At 63.4% G+C, this 22,393-nt stretch carries 12 protein-coding genes; 3 read left to right on the top strand and 9 right to left on the bottom strand.

Features of this window, described 5'->3' with window-relative positions; translation table 11 throughout:
- Positions 1-9: 9 nt before the first annotated feature.
- Positions 10-1,347 (top strand): DUF3422 family protein, encoded by a 1,338-nt coding sequence (locus FHW83_RS11405; RefSeq protein ID WP_176646467.1) that lies wholly within the window; start codon positions 10-12, stop codon positions 1,345-1,347.
- Here FHW83_RS11405 and FHW83_RS11400 read toward each other — a convergent pair.
- The gene (locus tag FHW83_RS11400; protein WP_176646466.1) at positions 1,331-2,170 is read right to left on the bottom strand and encodes an alpha/beta hydrolase; all 840 of its coding nucleotides are present in this window, start codon (positions 2,168-2,170) and stop codon (positions 1,331-1,333) included. The two genes, FHW83_RS11405 and FHW83_RS11400, sit on opposite strands and share 17 nt — an antisense overlap.
- Before the next feature lie 99 nt (positions 2,171-2,269).
- Here FHW83_RS11400 and FHW83_RS11395 point away from each other — a divergent pair, with 99 nt between their 5' ends.
- Together FHW83_RS11395 and FHW83_RS11390 are read left to right on the top strand one after the other, a co-directional pair.
- Entirely contained in the window at positions 2,270-3,043 is a 774-nt protein-coding gene (locus tag FHW83_RS11395; protein WP_176646465.1) for an alpha/beta fold hydrolase, read from the top strand.
- An 80-nt stretch (positions 3,044-3,123) separates the two neighbouring features.
- Entirely contained in the window at positions 3,124-4,263 is a 1,140-nt protein-coding gene (locus FHW83_RS11390) for a M23 family metallopeptidase (RefSeq protein ID WP_176646464.1), read from the top strand.
- Between the two features lie 3 nt (positions 4,264-4,266).
- Here the strand turns inward: FHW83_RS11390 and FHW83_RS11385 are convergent, their stop codons facing one another.
- From FHW83_RS11385 to xylF, 8 genes are all read right to left on the bottom strand, one after another.
- Positions 4,267-6,501 (bottom strand): carbohydrate-binding protein, encoded by a 2,235-nt coding sequence (locus FHW83_RS11385; protein ID WP_176646463.1) that lies wholly within the window; start codon positions 6,499-6,501, stop codon positions 4,267-4,269.
- Between the two features lie 369 nt (positions 6,502-6,870).
- The gene (locus tag FHW83_RS11380; protein ID WP_176646462.1) at positions 6,871-9,651 is read right to left on the bottom strand and encodes a glycoside hydrolase family 2 TIM barrel-domain containing protein; all 2,781 of its coding nucleotides are present in this window, start codon (positions 9,649-9,651) and stop codon (positions 6,871-6,873) included.
- Positions 9,651-11,951 carry a glycoside hydrolase N-terminal domain-containing protein gene (locus tag FHW83_RS11375; RefSeq protein WP_176646461.1) on the bottom strand — a complete coding sequence of 767 codons (2,301 nt, stop codon included), beginning with the start codon at positions 11,949-11,951 and terminating at the stop codon, positions 9,651-9,653. The genes FHW83_RS11380 and FHW83_RS11375 overlap by 1 nt, the downstream gene beginning before the upstream one ends.
- Positions 11,948-13,498, bottom strand: coding sequence for a beta-xylosidase (locus FHW83_RS11370; RefSeq protein WP_176646460.1), 1,551 nt, complete (start codon positions 13,496-13,498; stop codon positions 11,948-11,950). Before FHW83_RS11370 ends, FHW83_RS11375 begins: the two co-directional genes overlap by 4 nt.
- Positions 13,495-16,368: a TIM-barrel domain-containing protein gene (locus tag FHW83_RS11365; RefSeq protein WP_176646459.1), complete on the bottom strand. Its 2,874-nt coding sequence runs from the start codon at positions 16,366-16,368 to the stop codon at positions 13,495-13,497. Before FHW83_RS11365 ends, FHW83_RS11370 begins: the two co-directional genes overlap by 4 nt.
- 12 nt (positions 16,369-16,380) lie before the next feature.
- Positions 16,381-18,027 carry a DUF5597 domain-containing protein gene (locus FHW83_RS11360; protein ID WP_176646458.1) on the bottom strand — a complete coding sequence of 549 codons (1,647 nt, stop codon included), beginning with the start codon at positions 18,025-18,027 and terminating at the stop codon, positions 16,381-16,383.
- 22 nt (positions 18,028-18,049) lie between these two features.
- Positions 18,050-21,034, bottom strand: a complete 2,985-nt coding sequence (locus FHW83_RS11355; protein ID WP_176646457.1) for a TonB-dependent receptor — start codon at positions 21,032-21,034, stop codon at positions 18,050-18,052.
- Positions 21,035-21,377: 343 nt separating this feature from the next.
- Positions 21,378-22,346 (bottom strand): D-xylose ABC transporter substrate-binding protein, encoded by a 969-nt coding sequence (gene xylF, locus FHW83_RS11350; protein ID WP_373997197.1) that lies wholly within the window; start codon positions 22,344-22,346, stop codon positions 21,378-21,380.
- Positions 22,347-22,393: the final 47 nt, after the last annotated feature.

The following is a 22,393-nucleotide window of genomic DNA, read 5'->3' as shown; positions in this document are numbered from 1 at the left end:
AGGACGTTCATGTCGCTCGCTTATCGCGCCAACGCCGATTTCGCCAAGCTGAATCACCCGATGCGTGTTCCGCTCTCCGCGGAAATCCATTCCCGCCCGTTCCTGCAACTGCAGGCGCCCGAGAGCATCACCCACTTCGCGCTGTACCTGCAACAGGACCAGCCCTCGCGCCAGAATCACCGCAGCAGCCAGCACCAGATACTGGAGCAGCTTTGCCTGCACTACGGCGTGGCCGGTCCACACGAGCAGGCGCGCTACTTCTTCCATGACTTCGGCCGCTTCCGACTGAAATGGGAATGCCACACCGAATTCGCCACCTATACCTTCGTCGAGCGCGGCGAGGCGGGCATGGACTTCCGCGCCGCCTTCGAGCACATGCCGGCGCGGCACGTTCCGCAGGAATGGCTGGCTGGCCTGCACGGCAAGATCATCGTCGCCGCCCACGTCCTGCTGTGCAAGGACGCTTCGGACGACGGCAGTTTCGAGGCCAGCATCCGCGAGCTGTATCAAGGCCGGTCGCTGGTGGGCAGCAGCGGCGGCGGCAACGCCGAGGTGTGGACCGACTTCCTGATCCATCCGGATGGCTTCAGCCGCTTCGTGGTGCGCGACCAGCACCTGCGCGAGTTCCAGCCCGGCCGCCTGGTCGGCCGCCTGCTGGAGATCGAAACCTATCGCACCATGACGCTGCTTGGGCTGCCGCAGGCCGAGGCCACGCAGCCGGCGCTGAACGGCATCGAGAGCGAGCTGGCCGAGCTGACCGCCACGCTGGTGAAGAACCAGTCCAACGGCGACCAGGACATGCTGCACCGGATCACCAGCCTGGCCGCGCAGCTGGAGAAAATCTCGGTCAACAACAGCTACCGCTTCGCCGCCTCGCAGGCCTATTTCAACTTGGTGCAGTCGCGCATCCAGGAGCTGCGCGAAGTGCGCATCCCCGGCACGCCGACGCTGGCGGAGTTCATGGGCCGCCGGCTGGCGCCGGCGATGAACACCTGCACCTCGGTGGCGCAGCGGCAGGAAGGTCTGGCCAAACGTATCGCCCGCACCAACGACCTGCTGCGCACGCGCGTCGGCATCGAGCAGGAACAGCAGAACCGCAAGATCCTGCAATCGCTGGATGCGCGCGCGGCCCAGCAACTGCGCCTGCAGCAGGCGGTGGAAGGCCTGTCGGTGGCGGCCATCTCGTACTACACGCTGGGATTGGTGGGCTACGTCGGCAAGGCCCTGAAGGCGAGCGGCACGCCGGTCAATCCGGACCTGATGACCGGCATCGCCGTGCCGCTGGTGATTGGCGCCGTGTGGCTAGGCCTGCGCCGCCTGCATCACCAGCTCACTGGGAAGCATTGAAACGGCTCGCCAGGAAACTGGCGATGCGCGTCTGCGTGGATTCCAGATAGGGGATGTTGATGTGGTCGGAGTCGGGCACGATTTCGTCCGCATGCAGCGCCCCCAGTTTCTCCACCAGCAGGTCGGTATGCGAATGCGGCACGATGTCATCCACCGCCGCGCGCAGCACGTAGGTCGGGGCCTTGATCTGATGCGCATACTTGATCGACTCGAATTTATGCTGCAGCACGTACTCCACCGGAATCGCCTTGAACTTGCGCTTGGCGATGGCGAGGATGGAATCGTAAGGCGTAATCAGCACGATGGAATTGGCGTCACGCTCCATCGCCACCTGCACCGCAACGCCGGAGCCGAGGCTGCGCCCGACCACCGCGATGCGTTTCGGATCGACGTGATGGCGTTCGCTCAGCCAATCGTACAGCATGCGGCCGTCGTCGACGAAGTGCTCCTCCGCCGGATCGCCATGCGAATCGCCGTAGCCGCGATAATTCACCGCCAGCACGGCCATGCCGGGGAACAGCTTGCCGGCGTCGCGCGCCACCCAGGACACTTCCTCGGAGCGGCCGCCGAAATACACCACGCCCGGATGCGGACCGGCGATGGGAGGCGTCATCAGCCAGCCGGACAAGCGTGTGCCATCCTTCGCCCGTACCACGATGGGACGGGTGCGATGCCCAGTGCTGTAAGGCTTGAGTACCTCACGCTTGCTGCCAAGAGGGTTGAACAACAGCCGCTTCTGATTAGCAGCCACCGCCGCGGTTAAACCCATCCACAGCACGCTGGCGAGACCTGCCAGGCCTGCGAATTTTTTAGAATTATTCATAGCTCCTACTGTACTCCTGTCCCGCGCAAAAAGTGCACCGAGTGGTATAGACAATACACAGGTATAATCCCCGCTTCGCTTTTTCATACCAAGCTGACAATGAAACCTGCTGTCGTCCTGCTGCATAGCTCCATGAGTTCCAAGTCCCAGTGGTCGTCGCTGAAAGCGCAACTGGGTGACGCTTACCGCTGCATCGCGGTCGATCTTCTTGGCTATGGCGCATCGCCCTTTCCGGCCGATGCCGCCGAAGATTATACCCACACGCTGGCGCACGAGGTGGACGCCATCATCGCCGCCACCGCCTCCGAGCTGGAACCGGGCGAAGCGTTTCATTTGATTGGACATTCCTTCGGCGGCGCCTGCGCCCTGCACCTGGCGCGCCGCATGCCTGAGCGCGTGCTGTCGCTCACGCTGTTCGAGCCGGTGGCCTTCCACCTGCTGCCGGCGCAGCACCCGGCCAAGAAGGAAATCGTCGATGTGGTGGAACGCATAAAGGCCAGCGCCTCGGATGGCGACGCCACCCGCATCTTCATCGACTACTGGAACCGCCCCGGCGCCTTCGACGACGCCCCGCGCGGCGCGCAGGAAAAGATGGTGGCGCAGATCACCAAGGTGCGGCTGGATTTCCAAGCCTTGTTGGGCGAACCGGCAACGTTGAATGATTTGTCCATGTTGACCATGCCGGCGCTGGTGATGTCCGGCGAACGCAGCCCGGCCTCCACACGCCTGCTGGTGGAGCAGCTGGGCGCCGCCCTGCCCAACGCGGCGGCCGTGCAAACGCGTGGAGGCCACATGGGCCCCATCACGCATGGCGATGCGGTGAATCCGGTCATCATCACCTTCATGAGCACCACCGAAGTCACGCTGTCCTGACGCCACCACCGACTGAAAGAGCCCACCATGCGCCTGCCTGTCCTGCTGTCCCACGGAGTCCATCCATGATGCGCGGCGCGGTGCTGGCTGCCCTGCTGCTTGGCGCCACAGTCTCCGCCGCCCCACTGCAGGCCCCCGTCACGGCGCATGTGCCGCTGGCGCCGCGCGCGGTGGCCGTCACCGACGGGACGCGCCACCTGTACTACGAACTGGATGTCGGCAATTTCTACGCCGACACCGGCACACTCAAATTGAACGCTGTCAGCGTCTACGCCGACAGCGGCGCGGCGCCGTTGGCCGCCTTCACCGGGGAATCGCTGGCCGCCCTGCTCTTGCCGGGGAAAACGCTGGAGGCCGACGGCAGCCTGGCCATCAAGGGCGGGGCGCACGCCCTGCTGCTCATCGATGTACCGCTCCCCGCCAGTGAAAAGCCGCCGCGCAGCCTGCGTCACAAGCTGGTCTTCTCGACCGCCAAGGGAGAGTCGCAGACGGCGGACGACATCCCGGTCGCCATTGATCCAACCACCCCGGTGGTACTTGGCCCGCCGTTGCGCGGCGGCCCATGGCTGGTGGACGAAGGCCCCGGTTATGCCCAATCTCACCATTGGGGCAGCGTGATCGCCCAAAACGGCCGCCTCACGATACCGCAGCGCCATGCCGTGGATTTCTTCGGCCTCGATGCGCATGGCCATGCGGTGCGCGTGCCGATAGAAAAGCTGGCCGAAAGCGGTGTTGAGGACTGGGCGGGCTGGAACGCGGAAGTGCTGGCGGTCGCCGATGGCGTGGTGCGCGATATGCGGGATGGTATGGCGGACCGCAAGCCGCTGTCGCCACAGGAGCAGCCGGAGGAACTGACGGCCCGCACCCTGTACGGGAATTTCATCGTGCTCGAGGTGGCGCCCGGAGTCTTCGTGCACTATGCGCATCTGCGGCAAGGCAGCGTGCGGGTCAAGCCGGGGGAGCGCGTCCGGCGCGGCGCGCCACTGGCGCGCCTTGGACTGACCGGTGGCGCCGGCGCGCCCCACCTGCATTTCCACGTCGCCGATAAAGCCAGCTTCGCGGACGCGCAGGGACTGCCGTTCGTGTTCGACGCCTACACCCCGGTCGGCCATACGACCGAAAGCGAAACGCTCAACAACGGCTCGACCATCACGATGTCGCCACAGGCAATGCGTCAGCGTCGACACATGCCTGTGAATGGCGACATCATCGGCTTCTGAACCTTAGTTCGGCGAGGTGCCGTAGATGATGCCTCGTCCGCTGTTAGGGGCGATGTACACCGTGCCAAAGGTCTTGGGGTCGCCCACCACCAGGCTGTAGCCGCCCCACTGGTGTGCGTTGTCGTTGATGCGCACCCAGGTGCCGCCACTGTCGGTGGACCGGAAGATCCCCTGCACGCCGCTGACCGTCCCGGCCAGATACATGGCCGGGTAGGACGCGCCGCTGGCCGCCTTGCCGAAGCCCACCGAGTTGGCCGCCGTCACCACGCCGGAATACATCAGGCTCCAGCTGGAGCCTGAGCTGGTGCTGTGATACAGGCCGGACGACGCGGCCAGCCAGATATCGCCTTGAATGCCCGTCACGGCGGTCACCTTGCCGCCGGTCGCCAGGCCCGACGCCGCCGTGTACCAGCTCACGCCCTTGTTGGCGCTGGCGTAGAAGATGCCGGTGGCCGCGTTGTAGGCGTAGAACAGGTTGCCGTTCAGGCCATCGGACAGGATCTGCCACGAGGTGCTGACCGGCAGCCCGGTCGAGGTCCAGCTGGCGCCATTGTTGGTCGAGTACGCGGGCGCGACGTCCTTCGGTGCCCAGACGATGGTGCCGCCGTCGGCCGAAATCGCCACCGTGCCGTCGCCCTGGGCGGAACCGGCCTGGTTGGCGAACGGTGTCCAGCTGGTGCCGCCGTTGGTGGACACCGCGCCGAACACCGAACCGCCCGTGCCCACCCGGACGATCTTGGATGGCAGCGACTTGGCGTAATCCAGTCCGGTGCCATTGCCGCAGATCGGGTTGCTGTGCATGCCGGCCGGTGGCGACACCGTCAGGCTGGTGTGCACGAAGCCGCAGATGTCACCCAGTCCGCTGATCAATGGCGCGCCGGAGGTGGGCGAGATCAGCGCCAGCGTGGCGGTTTCCTCGATGCCGCTGGCGCCGACCGTCCAGCTGGTGGCCTGGCCGCTGTCGGCCGCCGTCAGGTTATTGGTGGTCCACACCGTCTGGCCGGTGCCGTAGAACGCGCGCGCCGAGTTCAATGGATCGATGACCACCTGTCCCCAGTTGCCAAAGGCAGCCGTGGACGCGCCGAACTTCACCCATGGCGACACGCTGGCATCGCGGCTGGAAGCGGCACCCACGTCGACCCAGCTGGTGCCGCCATTGGTGCTGCGGAACATGGTATCGCCGGGCCACCAGCGGTCCATGGTCATCACCACTAGTGCGCCCGATTTTTGCGGATCGATCGACAGGCCGCCATAACCGAAGGTGTAGTTGTTTGGATTGGGCGGCGTGATGTTCTGCCAGGTGTTCCCGCCGACGCTGTACTTCCATACCTGCCCGCTGGTCATGCCGTTCGGGCCGATGGCATTGCCGTAGGTGATGTACAGATTGCCGTCCGGGCCAATCTGGCCGTGGTTCGGATACTGGCCGGTGGGGCCGCCGGAGACCGCCGACCAGTGGCTGCCGCCATCGGTGCTCTTGTACAGCGTGACGCCGGCCGAGGCGGCGCTGGCGGTCGACACGCCGGCAAACACGGTCGGCGTCGCGCTGCCGTTGCTGGCGGACGACTTGTAGTACGTGACGAAGGCCACGCCGGCGCCGCTGCCGTCATTGGTCAGCGCGGTGAAGCCGTTAAGGCGGGTCCAGGTCTGGCCGCTGTTGGTGCTCTTCCAGATGCCATTGGTGGCACCCTGCGCGGCGTCGTTGAAGGTGCCGTACATCAGGACCGAGCCGAGGTTCGGATCGACCTGCAGTCTTTCACCGGCGTTGCGACCGTCGTTGTTGCCGCCGGTGCGGAAGCTGAGCGGATAGGAGCTGAAGCTGGCGCCCTTGTTGTTCGAGACCAGCACCACCGCGTTGCCATCCCAGTTCTGGGTGTACATGCCCGCCACCATGTACAGCATATTGACGTTGCGCGGATCGATAGCGATCGACTCAATGCCCATGTGATGCCAGTTGGATGGCGCGGTCCAGTCATTAAGCGGCACCCAGGTGCCATTGTCGTAGCGGTAGGCGCCGCCGATGTCGGTGCGGGCGTAGAACAGGCCGGACTGCCCGGGGTGGCCGATGATGCCGTCGACGTAGCCGCCGGCCACGATCCGCACATTGTTCCAGGTGTAGCTGGCCGCCTGCGCCGGCGATACCGCGGCTCCGGCCAGTGCCAGTGCGGAGATGGCCAGGATGCGGCGCCAGCGCCCGCCTCCTGCGCCAACCGCGATCGGAGCGGAAAGATGTTTCGTCATGAATTGTCTCCTCTTCATTACTTGGTGGATACCACAAGGTGCGCGCCCCACGCATGGAAGGGCGAACGCGTCATCCGTCCGTGAGAACGGAATCCCGGGATCCAGCGACCAGGCGCTGGCGGTATTCGAGGCAGATCAGGTTGAGAAGGCTGGGGCGGGGCGGAAAGTTATCGCGGCGCGGTGTTCGCCGGGCGATGCAACGGGCTTTGACGCGGCAAGGCGTCCGGCACAAGTCTTCATTGCGGCTGTCTCCACATTGTTATCTCCGCGCGATTCCGGTCGCGCGGGTTTGTAAACATTGTGCGCAGCACCGCAACAGTGCGCAATTATGAAAATCGTCAACTGGCAAACAAAATTACACACACCGCCTTATGGCGCCGGCCGGTCTCCAGTCACGATATCGATGGTGTTTTCCAGCCAGATGCCGAGGTTGGGCGTGCGCGCCTGCTGCGCCGCCGGCCCCAGCTCGCCCGGTGGATTGAACTTGGTGCCGATCGGTAGGATCGCGTTGAGGAAGGAGATGTCGCCCGGAGGGAAATCCACATGCGTCCCCTTCGGTTCGAAGCCCTCGCCGCTGGCCTCCTTCGGCGTGAACACGCGCAGGGCGATGTCCTCCGCGTGGTTGATGAAGGTGATCGGCAGGTTCTTCGTCGTCAGCGTCGCCCAGTAGACCTTGTCGTGGAAGCCCTTGAATTCCGGGTAGTTCCACGACAGGCCGGTGACCGCGTCGTTGTAGTCCTTTTGCCAGACGTCGAACTCCACGCCTTGCGTGCGGTTCTTCCACACGCGATACGGGCCGCGTCCCAGCCAGCGCATGGATTTCACTTCGCTCTCGGGGTAGTCGAAAGTCACCCCCAGGGCGTCGACATAGCGGCTGGCCTCCATCTGGTAACCGTAGTTCACGCTCAGTTGGCCGGCGGCCGTCAGGTGCCAGTTCACCTTGCGCAGGTTGCCGCTGTATTCGGCGGCCACCAGCACGTCGTTGCCTTGGCGCGTGGCCTGTATGCGCTTCAGTTCAGCCTTGCCGCTGACCAGGCGGGGGCCGTTGCTCAGCGGCGCGATGACATCGCCTTTTTTCAGTTCGCGCAGATAGCCGGTAGCCTTGTCGATGATGACGCTGAGCGCTCCCGCCTGCAGGCGATAGCCGTCCACCAGTTCGGTCAGCGTGGCTTGCGCCGCGGCCGCCGGCTGCAAGGCCATGCGCTGCGCCACCTCTTGCGGGCTGGCGATCATCCACGACCAGGTGTAAATCTCGCGGCCATCGGGGCCGGTGGCGGTGAGGTACAAGGCATCCTGCTTGCGCCAATCGGATGGCAAGGCGATGCTGGTGACGCCGCGCATGCCCGCCGCCACGTCGGGCGCCTTCACGCCGCCGCGCGCAACCACCGCATGGCCCTGGGCCTGGCCAAAGCGCACCAGCTGCCAGCTGAACTTCAGCTGTTTGAGGTTAGTGAAGTCGTAGCGGTTTTCCAGCGTGATGACGCCATCGAACGTCGGCGGCAGCGATGCCATTTCCGACAGCGGCAAATAGACCGGCGTCCAGATCTTCTTGATCGCGAAGTAGCCGCCCTCCTTCTCGCGATACGGCCCCACGATGCCGTCCGGCGCCAGGTTGCCGGCGACGTCGATGGCGCCGCCACGGTCTTCGCGCACGATGCCCTCGTCGGCAAACGACCAGATAAAGCCCCCCGCGCTGAGCGGATTGGCCAGCATCGCGTTCCACCAGTCATTCAGGCTGGCGCCGGCGCCGCCGTCGTACAGGCCGTGCAGGAACTCGGTCGGCATGAACACGTCGCGGCCATTGAACAGCGACGTGGCGCAGCAGTTAAAGGTGGGATAGTGCGCGGTGTCGATGCCGCCGAAGTTCTCCCATGGGTGAATCACCGGCCGCTTCTGCACGTCCCAGTTGGCGTACAGCTTGTCGAGGTCGCGATTGAAACCGCCCTCGTTACCGTTGGCCCAGAAGATGATGGACGGGTGATGCTGGTCGCGCTGCACCAGTTCCTTCACCAGCGGCGTGGCGACGTCGGTATCGTAGGCCTTCTGCCAGCCGGTCAGCTCGTCGATCACGTACAGGCCCACCTCGTCGGCAACGTCCAGGAAGTGCGCATCGGGCGGATAGTGCGACATGCGCACCGCGTTCATGTTCATGTCCTTCATCAGCTTCGCGTCCTCGTAGCTGAGCGCTTTGCTGGTCGTGCGGCCGCTGGTCGGCCAGATCGAATGGCGGTTCGATCCTTTCAGGCGCACCTTGCGGCCGTTGACGTAGACGCCGTCGCGCGGGCGCAGCTCGATGGTACGGAAGCCTATGGTCTTGCTGACTTCATGCACGGCCTTGCCGCCGCCCAGCAACTGGAAGCGCACCTGGTAGCGCTGCGGATTCTCTGCCGACCAGGGAACGATGCGATCCACATGGCCGCGCAAATGGGCTTTGCCATCCACCACCTCCGCGCGCATCTCCTTGCCCAGCGGCGCGCCAGCGAGGGTGGTGATGCGCGCGCTGACCTGGCCGCCGCTGGCGCCGGCCAGGAACACGTCCGCCGCGAAGTCGCCGGTGTGGCGCGCATCGAGGCTGATGCGCTCGATGTTGGCGGTGGGCTTGGCCTCCAGCCACACTGGCCGGTAAATGCCGCTGAACAGCCAGAAGTCGGCGCTGCGCTCGGCGCGGTTCACCGACCGGTTGGCGGAGTAGCGGTTGACCGTTACCTCAAGCTGGTTGTTCTCGCCCGGCTTGAGCAGGCGCGTGACGTCGTAACGGAACTCATAAAAGCCGCCCTGATGCACTGGTCCCGCAGGCTGGCCGTTGATCTTGACCAGCGTGTCGGTCATCGCCGCGCCGAACACGATCTCGATCTGCTTGCCGCGCCAATCAGCGGGCACATTGAATTGATGGCGGTAGATGCCGGTGCTGTCCGGCGCCGGGTCCTGTTCCCAGTCGCTGTAGTAGCGGTAGGTGCCGAAACCCTCCATCTCCCAGTTGGAGGGCACCGGGATCTTCTTCCACACGCCGCTGTTGCGGCCACCGTTCACGTGGAAGTCCCACTCGACGCGGTGATCCTTGTCGGTGCCGCTCAGGTACTGGATCTGGGTGGGAACCGCAACACACTGGCTGCTCAGGGCCAGTAACAAAGCACTCAGCAGCCAACGCATTACAAGCTCCTTCCGAATTGTTTGCTCTCGCCGATCTTGAGATTGAACGGCACCACCTTGTCGCCATAACGCACCGCACCAGCGCCTTCGCCGGCGGTGCGGCGGATGGTTGCGGAGGTCAGCTTGCCGTCGGCCCAGCTCAAGTCCACCTCGTAGCCGCCGCGTGCGCGCAGGCCTTTCACCGAGCCGCTGGCCCATGCGGATGGCAGCGCGGGCAGCAGGTGAAGTTCGCCGGTCTGCGATTGCAGCAGCATTTCGCAGATGGCCGCGGTGGCGCCGAAGTTGCCGTCGATCTGGAATGGCGGATGGGCGTCGAACATGTTCGGGTAGGTGCCGCCGGCGTTATTGCTCTCGGTGCCGGGTCCATTCTGCTGCGCGGCGCGCGCTCCCGGCTTGGCCAGTTGACCGCGCAGCATTTTGTAGGCGTGATCGCCGTCCAGCAGGCGCGCCCAGTAGGCGGTCTTCCATGCCATCGACCAGCCGGTGCCGGCGTCGCCGCGTGCCTCCAGCGATTTGCGCGCGGCGGCGGCGAGGGCCGGCGTTTTGGTTGGCGAGATCTGGCGCCCCGGGAACAGGCCAAACAAGTGCGACACGTGGCGGTGCGTATCGCGGGGCGTATCCAGCACTTTGTCTTTTTTCTCTTCCATCCACTCCAGCAACTGCCCCCAGCTGCCGATGCCCGGCGTGGCCAGCCTGTCGCGCAATGCCGCGACGTGGTTGCGGTAAGACGTGTCGCCCAACGCTTCCGCCGCTTCCACGGTGTTGTTGAACAGATCCCAGATGATTTCCTGGTCATAGCTGACGCCATCTTCAATCGGGCCGTGTTCGGGCGACCAGCCAAGCGGCGCGACCAGGCGGCCGTCCGGCAGTTCTTTCAGGTAGTCCTCCCAGAAAGCGACCGCCTCCCGCATCAGCGGGTAGGCCGTGGTGCGCAGGAAGGTCTTATCCTGGGTATAGGCGTAGTGTTCCCAGAAGTGCTGCATGTACCAGGCGTTGCCGGTCTTGTTCCAGACATAGCCCATGCCGCCGAAAGGATTGGATTCGGTACGCACGGTCCAGCCGCGCACTGGCTTGCCGGACTTGCCGACGAAGGTCTCTTCGCGCTGCACGGCTTCACCGCTCAGGTCCGGCGGCGCCATCGGCACCGACGCGGGATCGGCGATCGCTTTGGCCGCCGTATCGGCCACCAGCTTGCGGTAGACCGGGGCCACGCTTTGCACGAAATCGAAGAAGGGTTTGTGGTGTTCGGACAGATTGGCCGGTTCCGCCGGCCAGTAGTTCATCTGCACATTGATGTTGGTGTGGTAGTCCGACTTCCACGGCGGCGTGGGGTTGTTGTTCCACAGGCCTTGAAGATTGGCCGGCAGAGAGCCGCGCGAGCTGGAAATCAGCAGGTAGCGGCCGAACTGGAAAAACTGTGCTTCCAGCTCGGGATCGTTGCCCTCGGCGGTATAGGCTTCGATGCGCTGATCGGTGGGCAGCTTGCGGCGCGTGGCCGATGCGGCGCCGAAGTCCACGGCCATGCGTCCGAACAACGCGGCGTAATCCCGCTGGTGCGCCGCCAGCAGCGCCGTCCAGCGCGGCGCGGCGGCGACTTGCGCGGCCACACGCGGCAGCGGCGCCTCGCCCTGGAAGCGGCGAGCGGCGTCGCTGCTGTAGCTGGTGCCGGCGCCGAGGATCAGCGTGATCGCGTCGCTGCCGGTGAAGGTGATCTTGCTGCCATCCACCGCCAGCTTGCCGCCCTCGTTCAGCACCTGCACCTGGCTGGCATATTGCATCGCATTCGGCAGCACGCCCGTGGCCACGATGCGGCCATCCTGCGCGCTGATCTGCGCGCCATGCATGTCGGTCAGTTCGATGGAGCCCGTGTACTGGCCTCGCTTGCTGGCGGTCAGCCGCACCGCGATCACCTGCGCCGGATAACTGGCCAGCGCCTCGCGCTTGAACTGCACGCCATTGTGCGTATAACTCACCGTATGCAGGCTGCGGCCGATATCCAGCCGGCGCGCATACGATGTCGTGCCCTGCTCGTGCCCTGGCAAATTGATGTAGACATCGCCAAACGGCTGAAACGCCCCCATCTCCTTTTCATCGCCGGTCCACAGCGTGATGTCATTGAACTGCAGGCGTTCACGCGCCAGCTGCCCGAAAATCATCGCGCCAATGCGGCCATTGCCGATCGGGAGCGCTTCTTTCTCCCAACCTGCCGCCGTGTCCGGGGCGGGCTGGGAATAGCGCAACGTCATATCCGGTGCGGCGGCCGCGCTGGCGGCCACCAATGCCAGGGCAAGCAGCTTCATTGAGGCGTGATCTTGATCAGCACCACGTCATTCACACGCATCTTCACCTTCACCGAAGCGGAACCGGAAGCCGGCACCCGCACGGTGCTGTTCTGCGGGCGATCCATGGTCAGCGCATGCAGACGTTCCACCTCTTTCGGCGTCAGGTTCTTTGGCGAGCCCATTTTCAGGTACGCGGTATGCGCATCGTTGGCCTCGAAACCGGTGCGATGGATACTCACCGAATACGTGCCGGGCTTGAAGCCTTTCAGGTCCACACTGACCGGCGCGCCATCGCGGGTCGGCTGCACCGTGGTGTAGAAACCGCGATTGCTGCGGCCCTGTTTAGGCGTCTGGAAGTCCCAGGCCAGCACCTGCACGCCACGGCCATCCTTGGCCGCGTAACTCTGCGCGTCGGCGGTCTTGATCGCCTCATTGCCCAGCTGATTCAGGTACTTGTAGGCGAACCACGACGGCTTGCGGATGCCCTGTGGATTCATCAAGCCAAAACCACCTTCGAACGGCGCGGTCGGCGGGCCTGGTTCCTCGAACAGATCGCTGTAGGTCCAGTAGCTCATGCCCTGCACGATGCCTTCGGTCGCCTTCAGCTTGCTCAGGATGTAGGGTGCGCTGATATAGGAATCGTGCACCGGATCGCGCGGCGTGTAGCTGGTGCTCCATTCGGTGAAGTACAGCGGCATGTCCGGATGACCGGCCGCCTTCATCTCGTTGCGCACCTTGCGCACGTCGCCCACGATGGCGTCCGGCGACGGCGACAGCTTGGTGTCGTCCTTGCCATTCTCGTCGAGGAAACCGCCATCCACGCCATAGGTGTGCGTGGTGATGAAGTCCACAACCGAGCCGCTTGCCTTGGTGTGGGCCAGGAATTCCGGCACCCACGCCGCGCCGGCGGTCGACGGGCCGCCCACGCGCAGCGCGGGATCGATGGCCTTGATGGTGCGCGCGGTGTTGTCGTACAAATCGAAATATGCCTTCTGGTCCGCCTTCTCCCAGAAGCCGTCCAGGTTAGGCTCGTTCCACACCTCGAAGAACCAGGTGCGCACCTCTTCCTTGCCGTAGCGTTCCTGCACATGGTGGATAAACGCATCGACCAGGCCCGCCCACTTCTTCGGATCCGGATGCGAGGTATTGCCCTTCCAGTAGAAGATGCTCAGGTCCGAGCTGCGCATGGCCAGCGGCGTGAAGCCCAGTTCCACGAACGGCTTGACGCCCATCTTCAACAGGCGGTCGTACAGGTAATCGAGCTTGGTCCAGTCGTACACCGGCTTGCCGTCCACTTCCTTGTACGTGCCCAGCACGTCGTGGAAGATGGCGTGGAAGCGGATGTAGCGGAAGCCCAGTTCGTCCTTGGCGGTCTTCAATTGCGCCAGGCTGTCGTCGCGGATCAGCGTGCCCGGATAGTCCGAGCCCACCGACAAGTCGGCGAAGCGGTCGCGCGGCGTGGTGGGCGCGGCGGCGTCCACCACGATGTGGCGCGCATCGGCCGCGACGGCGGCGCCCGTGGCGCCAGCCAGCATCATTAACAACAATGCGGTTGGAGTCTTCATTTTTTCACCGTGATTGCTTTACCTTCGTAGCTGACCACCTTGTCAGCCGCGTCGAAATTGTCTGTACTCGAAACGCCCGGCTTGATGAAGCGCACCTTGAACTGGCGTTTCGCCACCATGCCCTTGTACTGGCCCGTGCGGTCGCCTATCGTGACCACGCCGGTCTTGTCGTTGTAGCTGAGCGGAATGCGGCTGGCTTCACCACGCAGGTAGGCGTTGCTGACGCCATCGTCTTCATACAGCGAGAACTTGCCGTCCGCGCCGGTGTACACGTTCAGCGTGATCGGCGCATCCGGCTTCTCATCCACGTACTGCGTCACTGGCCCCATCGGCAGGATGGCGCCGGCCTTCACCAGCACCGGCATGCGAGTTTCCGGCGCCTTGATGGTGGCCGTGCTGCCGCCCTTGTGCAGTTCACCGGTGTAGAAGTCGTACCAGTTGGCGCCCTTGGGCATGTAGACGCTGCGCTCGCGCGCGCCGTACACATATACCGGCGCCACCAGCATGCTGCGGCCGAACAGGTATTGGTCCTTGATGTCCTTGACCGCCTCGTCGTTCGGGAAGTCCATCACCAGGCCGCGCATGATGGCGCCGGACTGGTAGTGGATGTCGGCGGCGGCCGAGTAAATGTACGGCATCAGGCGATAGCGCAGCTGGTCGTACCAGACCATGGACTCGCGCATCGGCGAGCCTTCCGGCGAAATCTCGTGGATCTCACGCTTCACCACCTCGCCGTGGGAACGGAACAGGGGCGAGAACGCGCCGAACTGGAACCAGCGCAGATTCAGCTCGCGCCATTCCTTGATGTCCTCCGGATTGCCCTGCTGGACACCGGTGCTCCGGTTCTCCTGCGCCGAGCCGACGTCGCCCACCTGGAAGCGCGTTTCCTGCGCATAGCCGCCGATGTCGTGCGTCCAGTTGGCGATGCCCGACATGGAGATGCTCACGCCGGCCGAGATCTGATCGTACAGATTGTTCCAGCGGCTGGCGGTATCGCCGCTCCACACGGCCGTGCCGTTGCGCTGGATGCCGGCGAAACCGGAACGCGACAGGATGAACTGGCGCTTCTCCGGCTGGTCCTTCTTCAGGTGCTCGTAGAAGCCTTCCGTATGCACCAGGCTATATGGATTGAAGGTGATCTCGCCGCCACCGTAAATGGTGGGGCCGATCAGCTTCTTGAAGTCGGCGGGACGGGTGTTGGACAGCACGTCCGGCTCGGTGTTATCCATCCACCATGCGTCGAAGCCCAGGTCCACCAGCTTCGGTTTCATCTGGCGATAGTAGATGTCGCGCGCTTCCTGCGCGTACGGCGAATAGTGGCTGTTCTTGTAGCCCGGGCCTACCCAGTCCAGCGCGCCGTCTTCGACGTTCTTGGTCCACATATGACCCTTGGCCGCCAGTTCCTTGTAGTTGTCGGTGTTGGAGTAGAACTTGCCCCAGATCGAGATCATGATGCGCGCGTTGGCCTTGTGGACCTCGTCCACCATGGCTTTCGCATCGGGGAAGCGCGCCTTGTCGAAATCGTGCGAACCCCAGCCGTTTTCCGGCCAGTAGAACCAGTCCTGCACCATGTTATCGACCGGCCAGCCGCGCTTGCGGTACTCGCGCAGCACGCCCAGCAACTGCTCCTGCGTCTCGTAGCGCTGGCGCGACTGCCAGAAGCCGTAGGCCCACTTCGGCATCATCGGCGCCTGGCCGGTCAGGTGGTGATAACCGGCGATGACGTTGTCGATGTTCTCGCCATTGATGACGTAATAGTTGATGCTCTGAGCGACTTCCGACGAGAAGGTCAGCGAGTGGCGCTCGTCTTCCGGCAGCGGGTCGTTGTGCGTCATCGCCACCATGCCGCCGCTCGGCTTCCATTCCAGATGCAGCTTGACCGGCTTGTTGGCCTCGAACTTCACTTCAAAGTTGTGATACCACGGGTTCCAGCCCTGGCGCCACACATCCATGATCTCCTTGCCGTCGATGCTCAGCTTCGCGTAATCCGACGAGTAGAGCTGCATCTTGTGCACGCCGGCCTTGGACGACGCCATCGTGCCTTCCCACACCACCTTCAGGTTGGCCGCTTTCGGATCGCCGGCTTCCTTCGGCCAGTTCTCGGCCACGTCCTTCAGGTACTGGTAGGCGATGTCCTTTTCCTGGCGCGTGAACACCAGCTTGTCGCCCACGTAGTAGCGCGCCGTCAGGCCGCCTGCCTTGCCATCGGCGTCGGTCAGCTGCAGGTCGCGGCTCAGCCACGCATACGGCTTGCTGTCGCCAAAGCGCGAGATCGAGTTGTTGTCCCACAGGACGCCGTAGTTCTTGTCGGAGACCACGAACGGCACGGCGATCGCCATATTGTGCTGCATTAGCAGCACGTCTTCGCCGTTCAGGTTCATCTGGTGATTCTGGTGCTGGCCCAAGCCATAAAAGGCGTCCTTGGTGCCGTAGTTGAAGCCCTGCTTCACCGCCAGGAACGGCTTGCCGTCGACATCCACCGGCGACATGCTTTCCGCCTGCTGCGTCAGGAAAGCCTTGCCGGCGGCGTTGAAGAACTGCACCTGGCCGGTGGCCAGCGACACCGCCACCGAAATCTTCTTCGCCTTCAGCGTGACCTTGTCCTTGCCGGATGCGGCGACGCTGAAGTTACCGCTAACAGGTGCGGCTACGGTCATCAGCGATGGCGTCAGCGATTTGCCCGCCTGGTCCAGCTTCACCACGTGGATGATGTTGTCGGCCATGACCTCAAGGCGCACCTCCTTGGCGGCGCCGCTGTCAGGCTTGACCACCACGCCGGTGGCGGTCTTCTCAAAAGTGCCGGCCAGGGTGTGGCCGGACGCCATCACAGCCACGCAGGCGGCTGCGTGGGCGATCGTCTTGATACGCATAATGTCTCCGTTTTAGTAAGTACCGAGTTTGACCTTCAACACCACCGGATTGCCGGTCAGGTTGAGACCATAGTCGGTTTGGTCGCCGTTCCAGTTGCGTTCCATGATCCACTTGCCGGCGGCGTCGTAATGACCTTCCTCCACGCGCGCCCACATCGACGGTTTGCCCGCCGCGTGATCGATCTTCACACGCGCGCGCTGGCCGACGATGATGAATTCATTATCGCCGATCTGCGCGATGGCGACGCCACCGTTCGGCTTCTCGGTGCCGGCCGGCAGATCCTTCACGTCCTTGAAGTAGTCACGCTCGCCGAACTGCCACTCGCGGAACGAAATGGTCGCCTTCCAGCCTTTCATGTCCACGGTTTGCGGCTGGCGGTCGTCGCCTTCGGCCACGCCGTAGGTGCGGCCCTCGAAGGCCCACTTGGCCCACTGGCGTTCCATCGGGCGGAACACGGCGTAGATTTTGCCGAACGGTTCCACCATGGTCTTGTCGGTGGCCTTGTGGCCGAGCGGGAAATTGCTGTAGTCCGCGTAGTCGATGCCGAACGGCGAGAAGCCGATGGCGCCGCGGCCCAGCACCTGCCAGGTGTAGCGCACGTATTCCGGCGCGTTGCTCATCTCCGGCACCATCAGCGGATTGTCCGGGCGCTGGAAGTGATTGAGCGTTGCGGTGAACTTCTTGGAGTCCGGGCCATAGATGTCCGGACCGGCGAAATCGATGTGCGGCGCGGCGGCGCGGTAGATGTCGATCACGTCATAGGTCGGGCCGCCGCTGGCGAAGTTTTCCTTCCACGGCTTGACCGGGTTCTCCAGCGGATCGCGCAGCGCGTTATTCACGTACATCGGCAGGTTGTAGACGGCGCGGCCGGCCTTGGCGATTTCCTCGATATAGCTGGCGATCGAGTAAGCGTGGAAGTATTCATCGGCGTAGTCGCCGTAGACCTGCTTCCAGGTGCCGGTCTTGGCCAGCGCCACCGGCGACTTTTTATGATCGAGCACCACCTGCGGCACCGGCTGATTGAACAGCGCCTCGGCCTTCGGCGCGTAGTCGCGCGCGAAGCCATAGGTGCCCACCTCGTTCTCGACCTGCATCATGATGACGGTGCGCTGCGCCTCGTCGATCTTCTTGATGTGCTTCATCAGCTCAACGAAGGCCCTCTTGTCGGCCTTCAGCGTCTCCTCGCCCTGCGGCGACAGGCAGTAAGTGATCTTGCCGTCCTTGGACACCATGCGCGGGAAGCGCGCGTTGTTGAACTTGACCCACTCCGGCGCGTAATTGGCGCCGGTGTTCTTCCAGGTGCCGAACCACAGCAGCACCAGTTTCACTTTATTCTTGCGAGCTTCGGCGACCAGCGTGTCGACGTAGCTGAAATCGAATTTGCCCTCCACCTGCTCGATCTGCTCCCAGGCGACCGGGATTTCGAGGGTGTTGGCGTTCATGTCCTTGATCGCCGCGAAGACCTTGTTCAAGGCCAGCGGGTAATTACTGGAATTCTGCGCCTGACCACCGAGAATGACGAAGGGCGCGCCGTCCACCATCAAGGCGAAACGGCCGTCCTTCTTCACAATCTGCGGGATGTCGGCGGCGGCCGCCGCGCCAGCTGCGGCCATCAAAAAACTGAGGGAGGTGACAAGCTGGCGGGCGGATTGCTTCATCTAGATTAATGCCTTTCTTAGGTTAGAAGTCGTAGCTCAGTTTCGCGACCACGCGACGGCCGGTCTTGAACCATGCGCGGCCCATCATACCGATATTTTGCTGCATCAGCTGTTTGTAGGTCGAGTCGGTCAGGTTCTGCGCTTCCAGGCCCAGTTGCACCTTGTCGCTGAACTTGTAGAACACCGACGCGTCCAGCTGGCCGTATGCGTCCGCCCAGGTAGGCAGCGCCCACGCCACGTTGGTCTGGCCGAAGGTCGGGCTGGCCGGATTGGAGTCCGTGGCGTCGCCGCCCTTGGTGCCGTTGACGTTCACGCCTTGCAGCGATTTCGAACGCCAGTTGTAGGCCAGGCGCGAGGACCATGGACCTTTGTCGTACAGCAGTGCGATGTTGTACGACTGACGCGACAGGTTTTCCAGCGGCAGATTGCCGAAGGTGGTGCCGTTGGTGTCGCAGCCATTCAGGTTCAGGTTGACGTTGGCGGCGCTGTCGCCACCGGTGCAGTACTTCGAGTACACCGGATTGTACAGATCACGCTTGCTGTCGACGAAGGTGAAGTTGGCTTGCAGGCCCAGGCCGGACAGCGCGCCAGGCAGCTTGTCGAAGTACTGCTGGTATGCCAGCTCGACGCCGCGCGCATGGCCCCTGGCGCCGTTGATCGGGCCGGTGACCGTGAAGTTCTGCAGTTTGCCGGTGCTGTCAGCCAACTGGTAGTTGTACACCTGGTTGACGATGATGTCCTTCAGGCGCTTGTTGAACACCGCCACGGTGAACGAACCGCTCGGGGCGAAGTACCATTCCGCCGTCAGGTCGACCTGCTTGGAGGTGGTCGGACGCAGCATCGGGTTACCCGAACCGGTGCCGTTCTGCGTCACGCTGTTGACGTTGGTGACGCCGCCGATGGTGGTGGTATCGGCCGTTTGCGACAGCACGGTGTAGCCTTGCAGCTGCGTGAAGTCTGGACGCGACAGGGCCGAGGCGGCGGCGAAGCGGAATTGCAGCGTGTCGGTCGCCTTGAGGCGCAGGTTCAGGCTAGGCAGGACGTTGTGATAGCTGTTGTCGAAGTCCTGGGCCTTGGAGAACGGCGCGATCGACGGGATCGGCACGCCGGTCAGGTTGCTGCCGGTCGGCGCGGTCGAGCTGAACACGGTGTAGCCGTGCGCGGTCGAATCGGTCTTCACGTAGCGCAGGCCGACGTTACCATCGACTGGATATTTCAGGTTATCCCAGCCGAAGCGCAGCTGGCCGTACAGCGCCTTGGTTTTCTCCGACTGCTCGTTGGTGCCGGCCGGATCGGTGCCGAAGGTGGCAGGCGTCCATGGCGAGCAGGTGTTGCCCTTCTCCGCGCACAGGATGTCGTGGTAGGTGTGCAGCTGCGCGTAGGTGCCTGGATAGCCCTGGGCCAGCGAGACGTTCGGGAACACCACCGACGGCACCGACACGCCGCCGTTGAAGAAGTTATCGAAGCTGTGCAGGCTGGTGTTGCCGGCGAAGCGCGGATCGCCCAGGTAAGCCAGGTGCGAGATCTCGCCCTGCCATGGCTGGGTGATGGCGGCCCAGTTGTAGCTTGGGTTGGAGTTGGTGGTGGTGGCCGAACGGTCGGTCAGGCGCACACCGAAGCGCACGTCGCGCAGCACCGGATGATCGAAGTCGTATTTGACGTCGGTCTTCCACGCGGTTTCGTCGGCCTTGCTACGGTCCAGGTGTTCCATCGTGAACGCCCAGTAGTAGTTGTTCGGATTCGCCAGGTAGGCGCGGTCCGCGTCGTCGAAGATCAGCTTCGGCACGTTGCCGGTCAGGTCCAGTTTTTCCTTCGGCATTTGAACGCCGGTGGCCACGGTGGAGTCGAAGCTGTTGGTCTTGGCCTTGATGTGCTGCAGGTCGGTGGTGACGGTCCAGCTGTCATGGCGCCAACGCAGATTCCACGACAGGTCGGTGGTGTCTGACTTGCGGTTGGCGGCACGGGTGTCGTCGCCGAAGTTGATGCCGGCGCCGGTGGAGTCGGTCAGGGTGCCGGTCAGCAGCGCGCCCTTCGAATTGAAGGTGGAATCAGGCGAGAGGCGGATGTTGTAAGGGCTGGACTGGGCGAAGATCGCCTGCTCGTCCCATTTCATCTCATACTTCGATTTGAAGTAGGTCAGGCTGCTGGACCAGTCGTCCTTCTTCCATTGCAGCGCGCCGTAGGCACCTTCGCGCTTGCGGTTGAACTCCAGGGTACGCCATTGCGCGCCCTTCGGTGCGAACACGCTGTTGCCGTTGGCGTCCTTCAGTGGATAGTAAGGCTCGACCTGGAAGGCGTCGGTGCGGGTGCCGCTTTCCGAGTACGCCAGGTCCAGCAAGGCGCCCACTTCACCGATCGGGGTTTTCCAGCGGTTGGAAACCAGACCCGAATACGATGGCGAGGTCTTGCCCTTCTTCAGTTCCGACCAGGTGCGGTCGGCCGAAATGGCGGCCTTGAAGCCCTTGTAATCGAACGGCATGGCGGTGCGCAGGTTCACCAGGCCGCCGACGGCGCCCTCGATCTGCTCCGCCGATGGGTTCTTGTAGATGTCGACGCCCGCCACCAGTTCCGGCGGCACGTCCTCGAAGTTCAGCGAGCGGCCGCCGTTGGCCGAGAACGAGTCGCGGCCATTCAACTCGGAACGCACGTAGCTCAGGCCACGAATCGAAACGCCCGAGCCTTCGACCGAGAAGTGCTCCGGGTCGCCCTTGGCCATGGTGCGGTCGATGGTGACGCCGACCACGCGTTGCAGCACCTCGGTCACCGAACGGTCGGGCAGCTTGCCCATGTCTTCGGCGACGATGGAATCAACGATTTCGTCGGAGTTCTGTTTGATCTTCTGTGCCGATTGCAGCGCTGCGCGCTGGCCGGTCACGATCACCGCCACCGGTTCAGCTGCGGTTTCGGTTTTAGGGGCATCAGTCGTCTGGGCCACGGCTGCGCCGCTCAGCATCATCGTCATCTGGGCCAGGCCCATTGCGATTGCCGTTTTTTTGAGATGTTTCATTCTTCGCTCTCCAAAGTTATACGAATTTGGGTATAGCTCTTTGGCTATTAGTTTTTGTATTTCTCGTCGTCTGCGGGGTAAATCTGGAATGCGGGAGGTCGAGTTGTCCCGCCGGCGCTGGATCAGCGCGGAATTCTGGTGTCTATTGAATGTCGTCTCACTCGCTGTGTATTTTTATCGCTGCGTTCAGCTGGCCGGGTGCCAGTGCGCGCGAATTTGAATCATTGTGCAAGTTAGACTATGAAGCGGCAATTGCGAAATTCACCAAGCGGGCGAATGATAATAAGCAATCGTAGCGTCGATCACACAGAAGCACGGGACCGGACGGCCCCGTGTTGCAAACTTATTTATTTCCGAGCTGGGCCTGCGTGTAGAAGCCGTCCTTGACCACCAGGTCCACGTTGGCCTTGGTCAGCGCGATGGGCTTCAGGAACACCGAGTCCACGTCCTTGAAACCGTTGTTGTACTTGGCGTTGAAGGCCGGCTTCTCGCCGCGCACCAGCTGCACCGACAGCTTGGCCGCCTCCGATGCGATCAGCTTCAACGGCTTGTACACGGTCAGCGTCTGGGTGCCGGCGATTACACGTTTAACCGCCGCCAGATCGGAGTCCTGGCCGGACACGGCGACCTTGCCATCGAGCTTCTGCGCGGCCAGCGCCTGGATCGCGCCGCCGGCGGTGGCGTCGTTGGAGGCCACCACCGCGTCGATCTTGTTGGCGTTGGCCGTCAGCGCATTTTCCACGATGGACATCGCCTCGGACGGGCTCCAGTCCTTGACCCACTGCTTGCCCACCACCTTGACGTCGCCCTTGTCGATCAGGGGCTGCAGCACCTTCAGCTGGCCTTCGCGCAGCATCTTGGCGTTGCTGTCGGTCGGCGCGCCGCCCAGCAGGTAGAAGTTACCTTTCGGCTTGGCCGCCAGCACGCCTTGCGCCTGCAACTGGCCCACCATGTTGTTATCGAAGGAGATGTAGGCGTCGATATCGGCGTTGAGGATCAGGCGATCGTACGAGATCACCTTGATCTTGGCCTTCTTCGCCTCGCGCACGGCGTTGGTCAGCACGGTGGCGTTGTAGGGAACGATGACCAGCACGTCCACACCGCGCGAAATCAGATTCTCGATCTGCGCGATCTGGCGCTGCTCGCTGGCGTCGGCCGACTGCACGAAGACCTTGGCGCCCTGCTGCTCGGCGGCGGCGACAAAGTAGTCGCGGTCGCGCGCCCAGCGCTCAAGGCGCAGGTCATCGATGGAAAAGCCGATCTTGGGATTCTTGGCGTCCGCCATGGCGTTGCCGCCGGCGAAAGCCATCATGACGGCGATGGCCGCCGTGCTGAGAATTTTCTTCATCGTTCCTGTCT

This window comes from Duganella sp. SG902 (assembly GCF_013376005.1).
Taxonomy (GTDB): Bacteria; Pseudomonadota; Gammaproteobacteria; order Burkholderiales; family Burkholderiaceae_D; genus Rugamonas.
The sequence above is the reverse complement of the archived record's forward strand: the minus strand, read 5'-3'. Positions and strand labels throughout refer to the sequence as shown.

Bases quoted from the DNA above. Each gene is read 5' to 3' on its own strand.
- FHW83_RS11395 (WP_176646465.1), top strand. From the start codon at position 2,270: ATGAAACCTGCTGTCGTCCTGCTGCATAGCTCCATGAGTTCCAAGTCC.
- FHW83_RS11360 (WP_176646458.1), bottom strand. From the start codon at position 18,027: ATGAAGCAATCCGCCCGCCAGCTTGTCACCTCCCTCAGTTTTTTGATG.
- FHW83_RS11355 (WP_176646457.1), bottom strand. From the start codon at position 21,034: ATGAAACATCTCAAAAAAACGGCAATCGCAATGGGCCTGGCCCAGATG.
- xylF (WP_373997197.1), bottom strand. From the start codon at position 22,346: ATGATGGCTTTCGCCGGCGGCAACGCCATGGCGGACGCCAAGAATCCC.
- FHW83_RS11405 (WP_176646467.1), top strand. From the start codon at position 10: ATGTCGCTCGCTTATCGCGCCAACGCCGATTTCGCCAAGCTGAATCAC.
- FHW83_RS11400 (WP_176646466.1), bottom strand. From the start codon at position 2,170: ATGAATAATTCTAAAAAATTCGCAGGCCTGGCAGGTCTCGCCAGCGTG.
- FHW83_RS11375 (WP_176646461.1), bottom strand. From the start codon at position 11,951: ATGAAGCTGCTTGCCCTGGCATTGGTGGCCGCCAGCGCGGCCGCCGCA.
- FHW83_RS11385 (WP_176646463.1), bottom strand. From the start codon at position 6,501: ATGACGAAACATCTTTCCGCTCCGATCGCGGTTGGCGCAGGAGGCGGG.
- FHW83_RS11370 (WP_176646460.1), bottom strand. From the start codon at position 13,498: ATGAAGACTCCAACCGCATTGTTGTTAATGATGCTGGCTGGCGCCACG.
- FHW83_RS11380 (WP_176646462.1), bottom strand. From the start codon at position 9,651: ATGCGTTGGCTGCTGAGTGCTTTGTTACTGGCCCTGAGCAGCCAGTGT.
- FHW83_RS11365 (WP_176646459.1), bottom strand. From the start codon at position 16,368: ATGCGTATCAAGACGATCGCCCACGCAGCCGCCTGCGTGGCTGTGATG.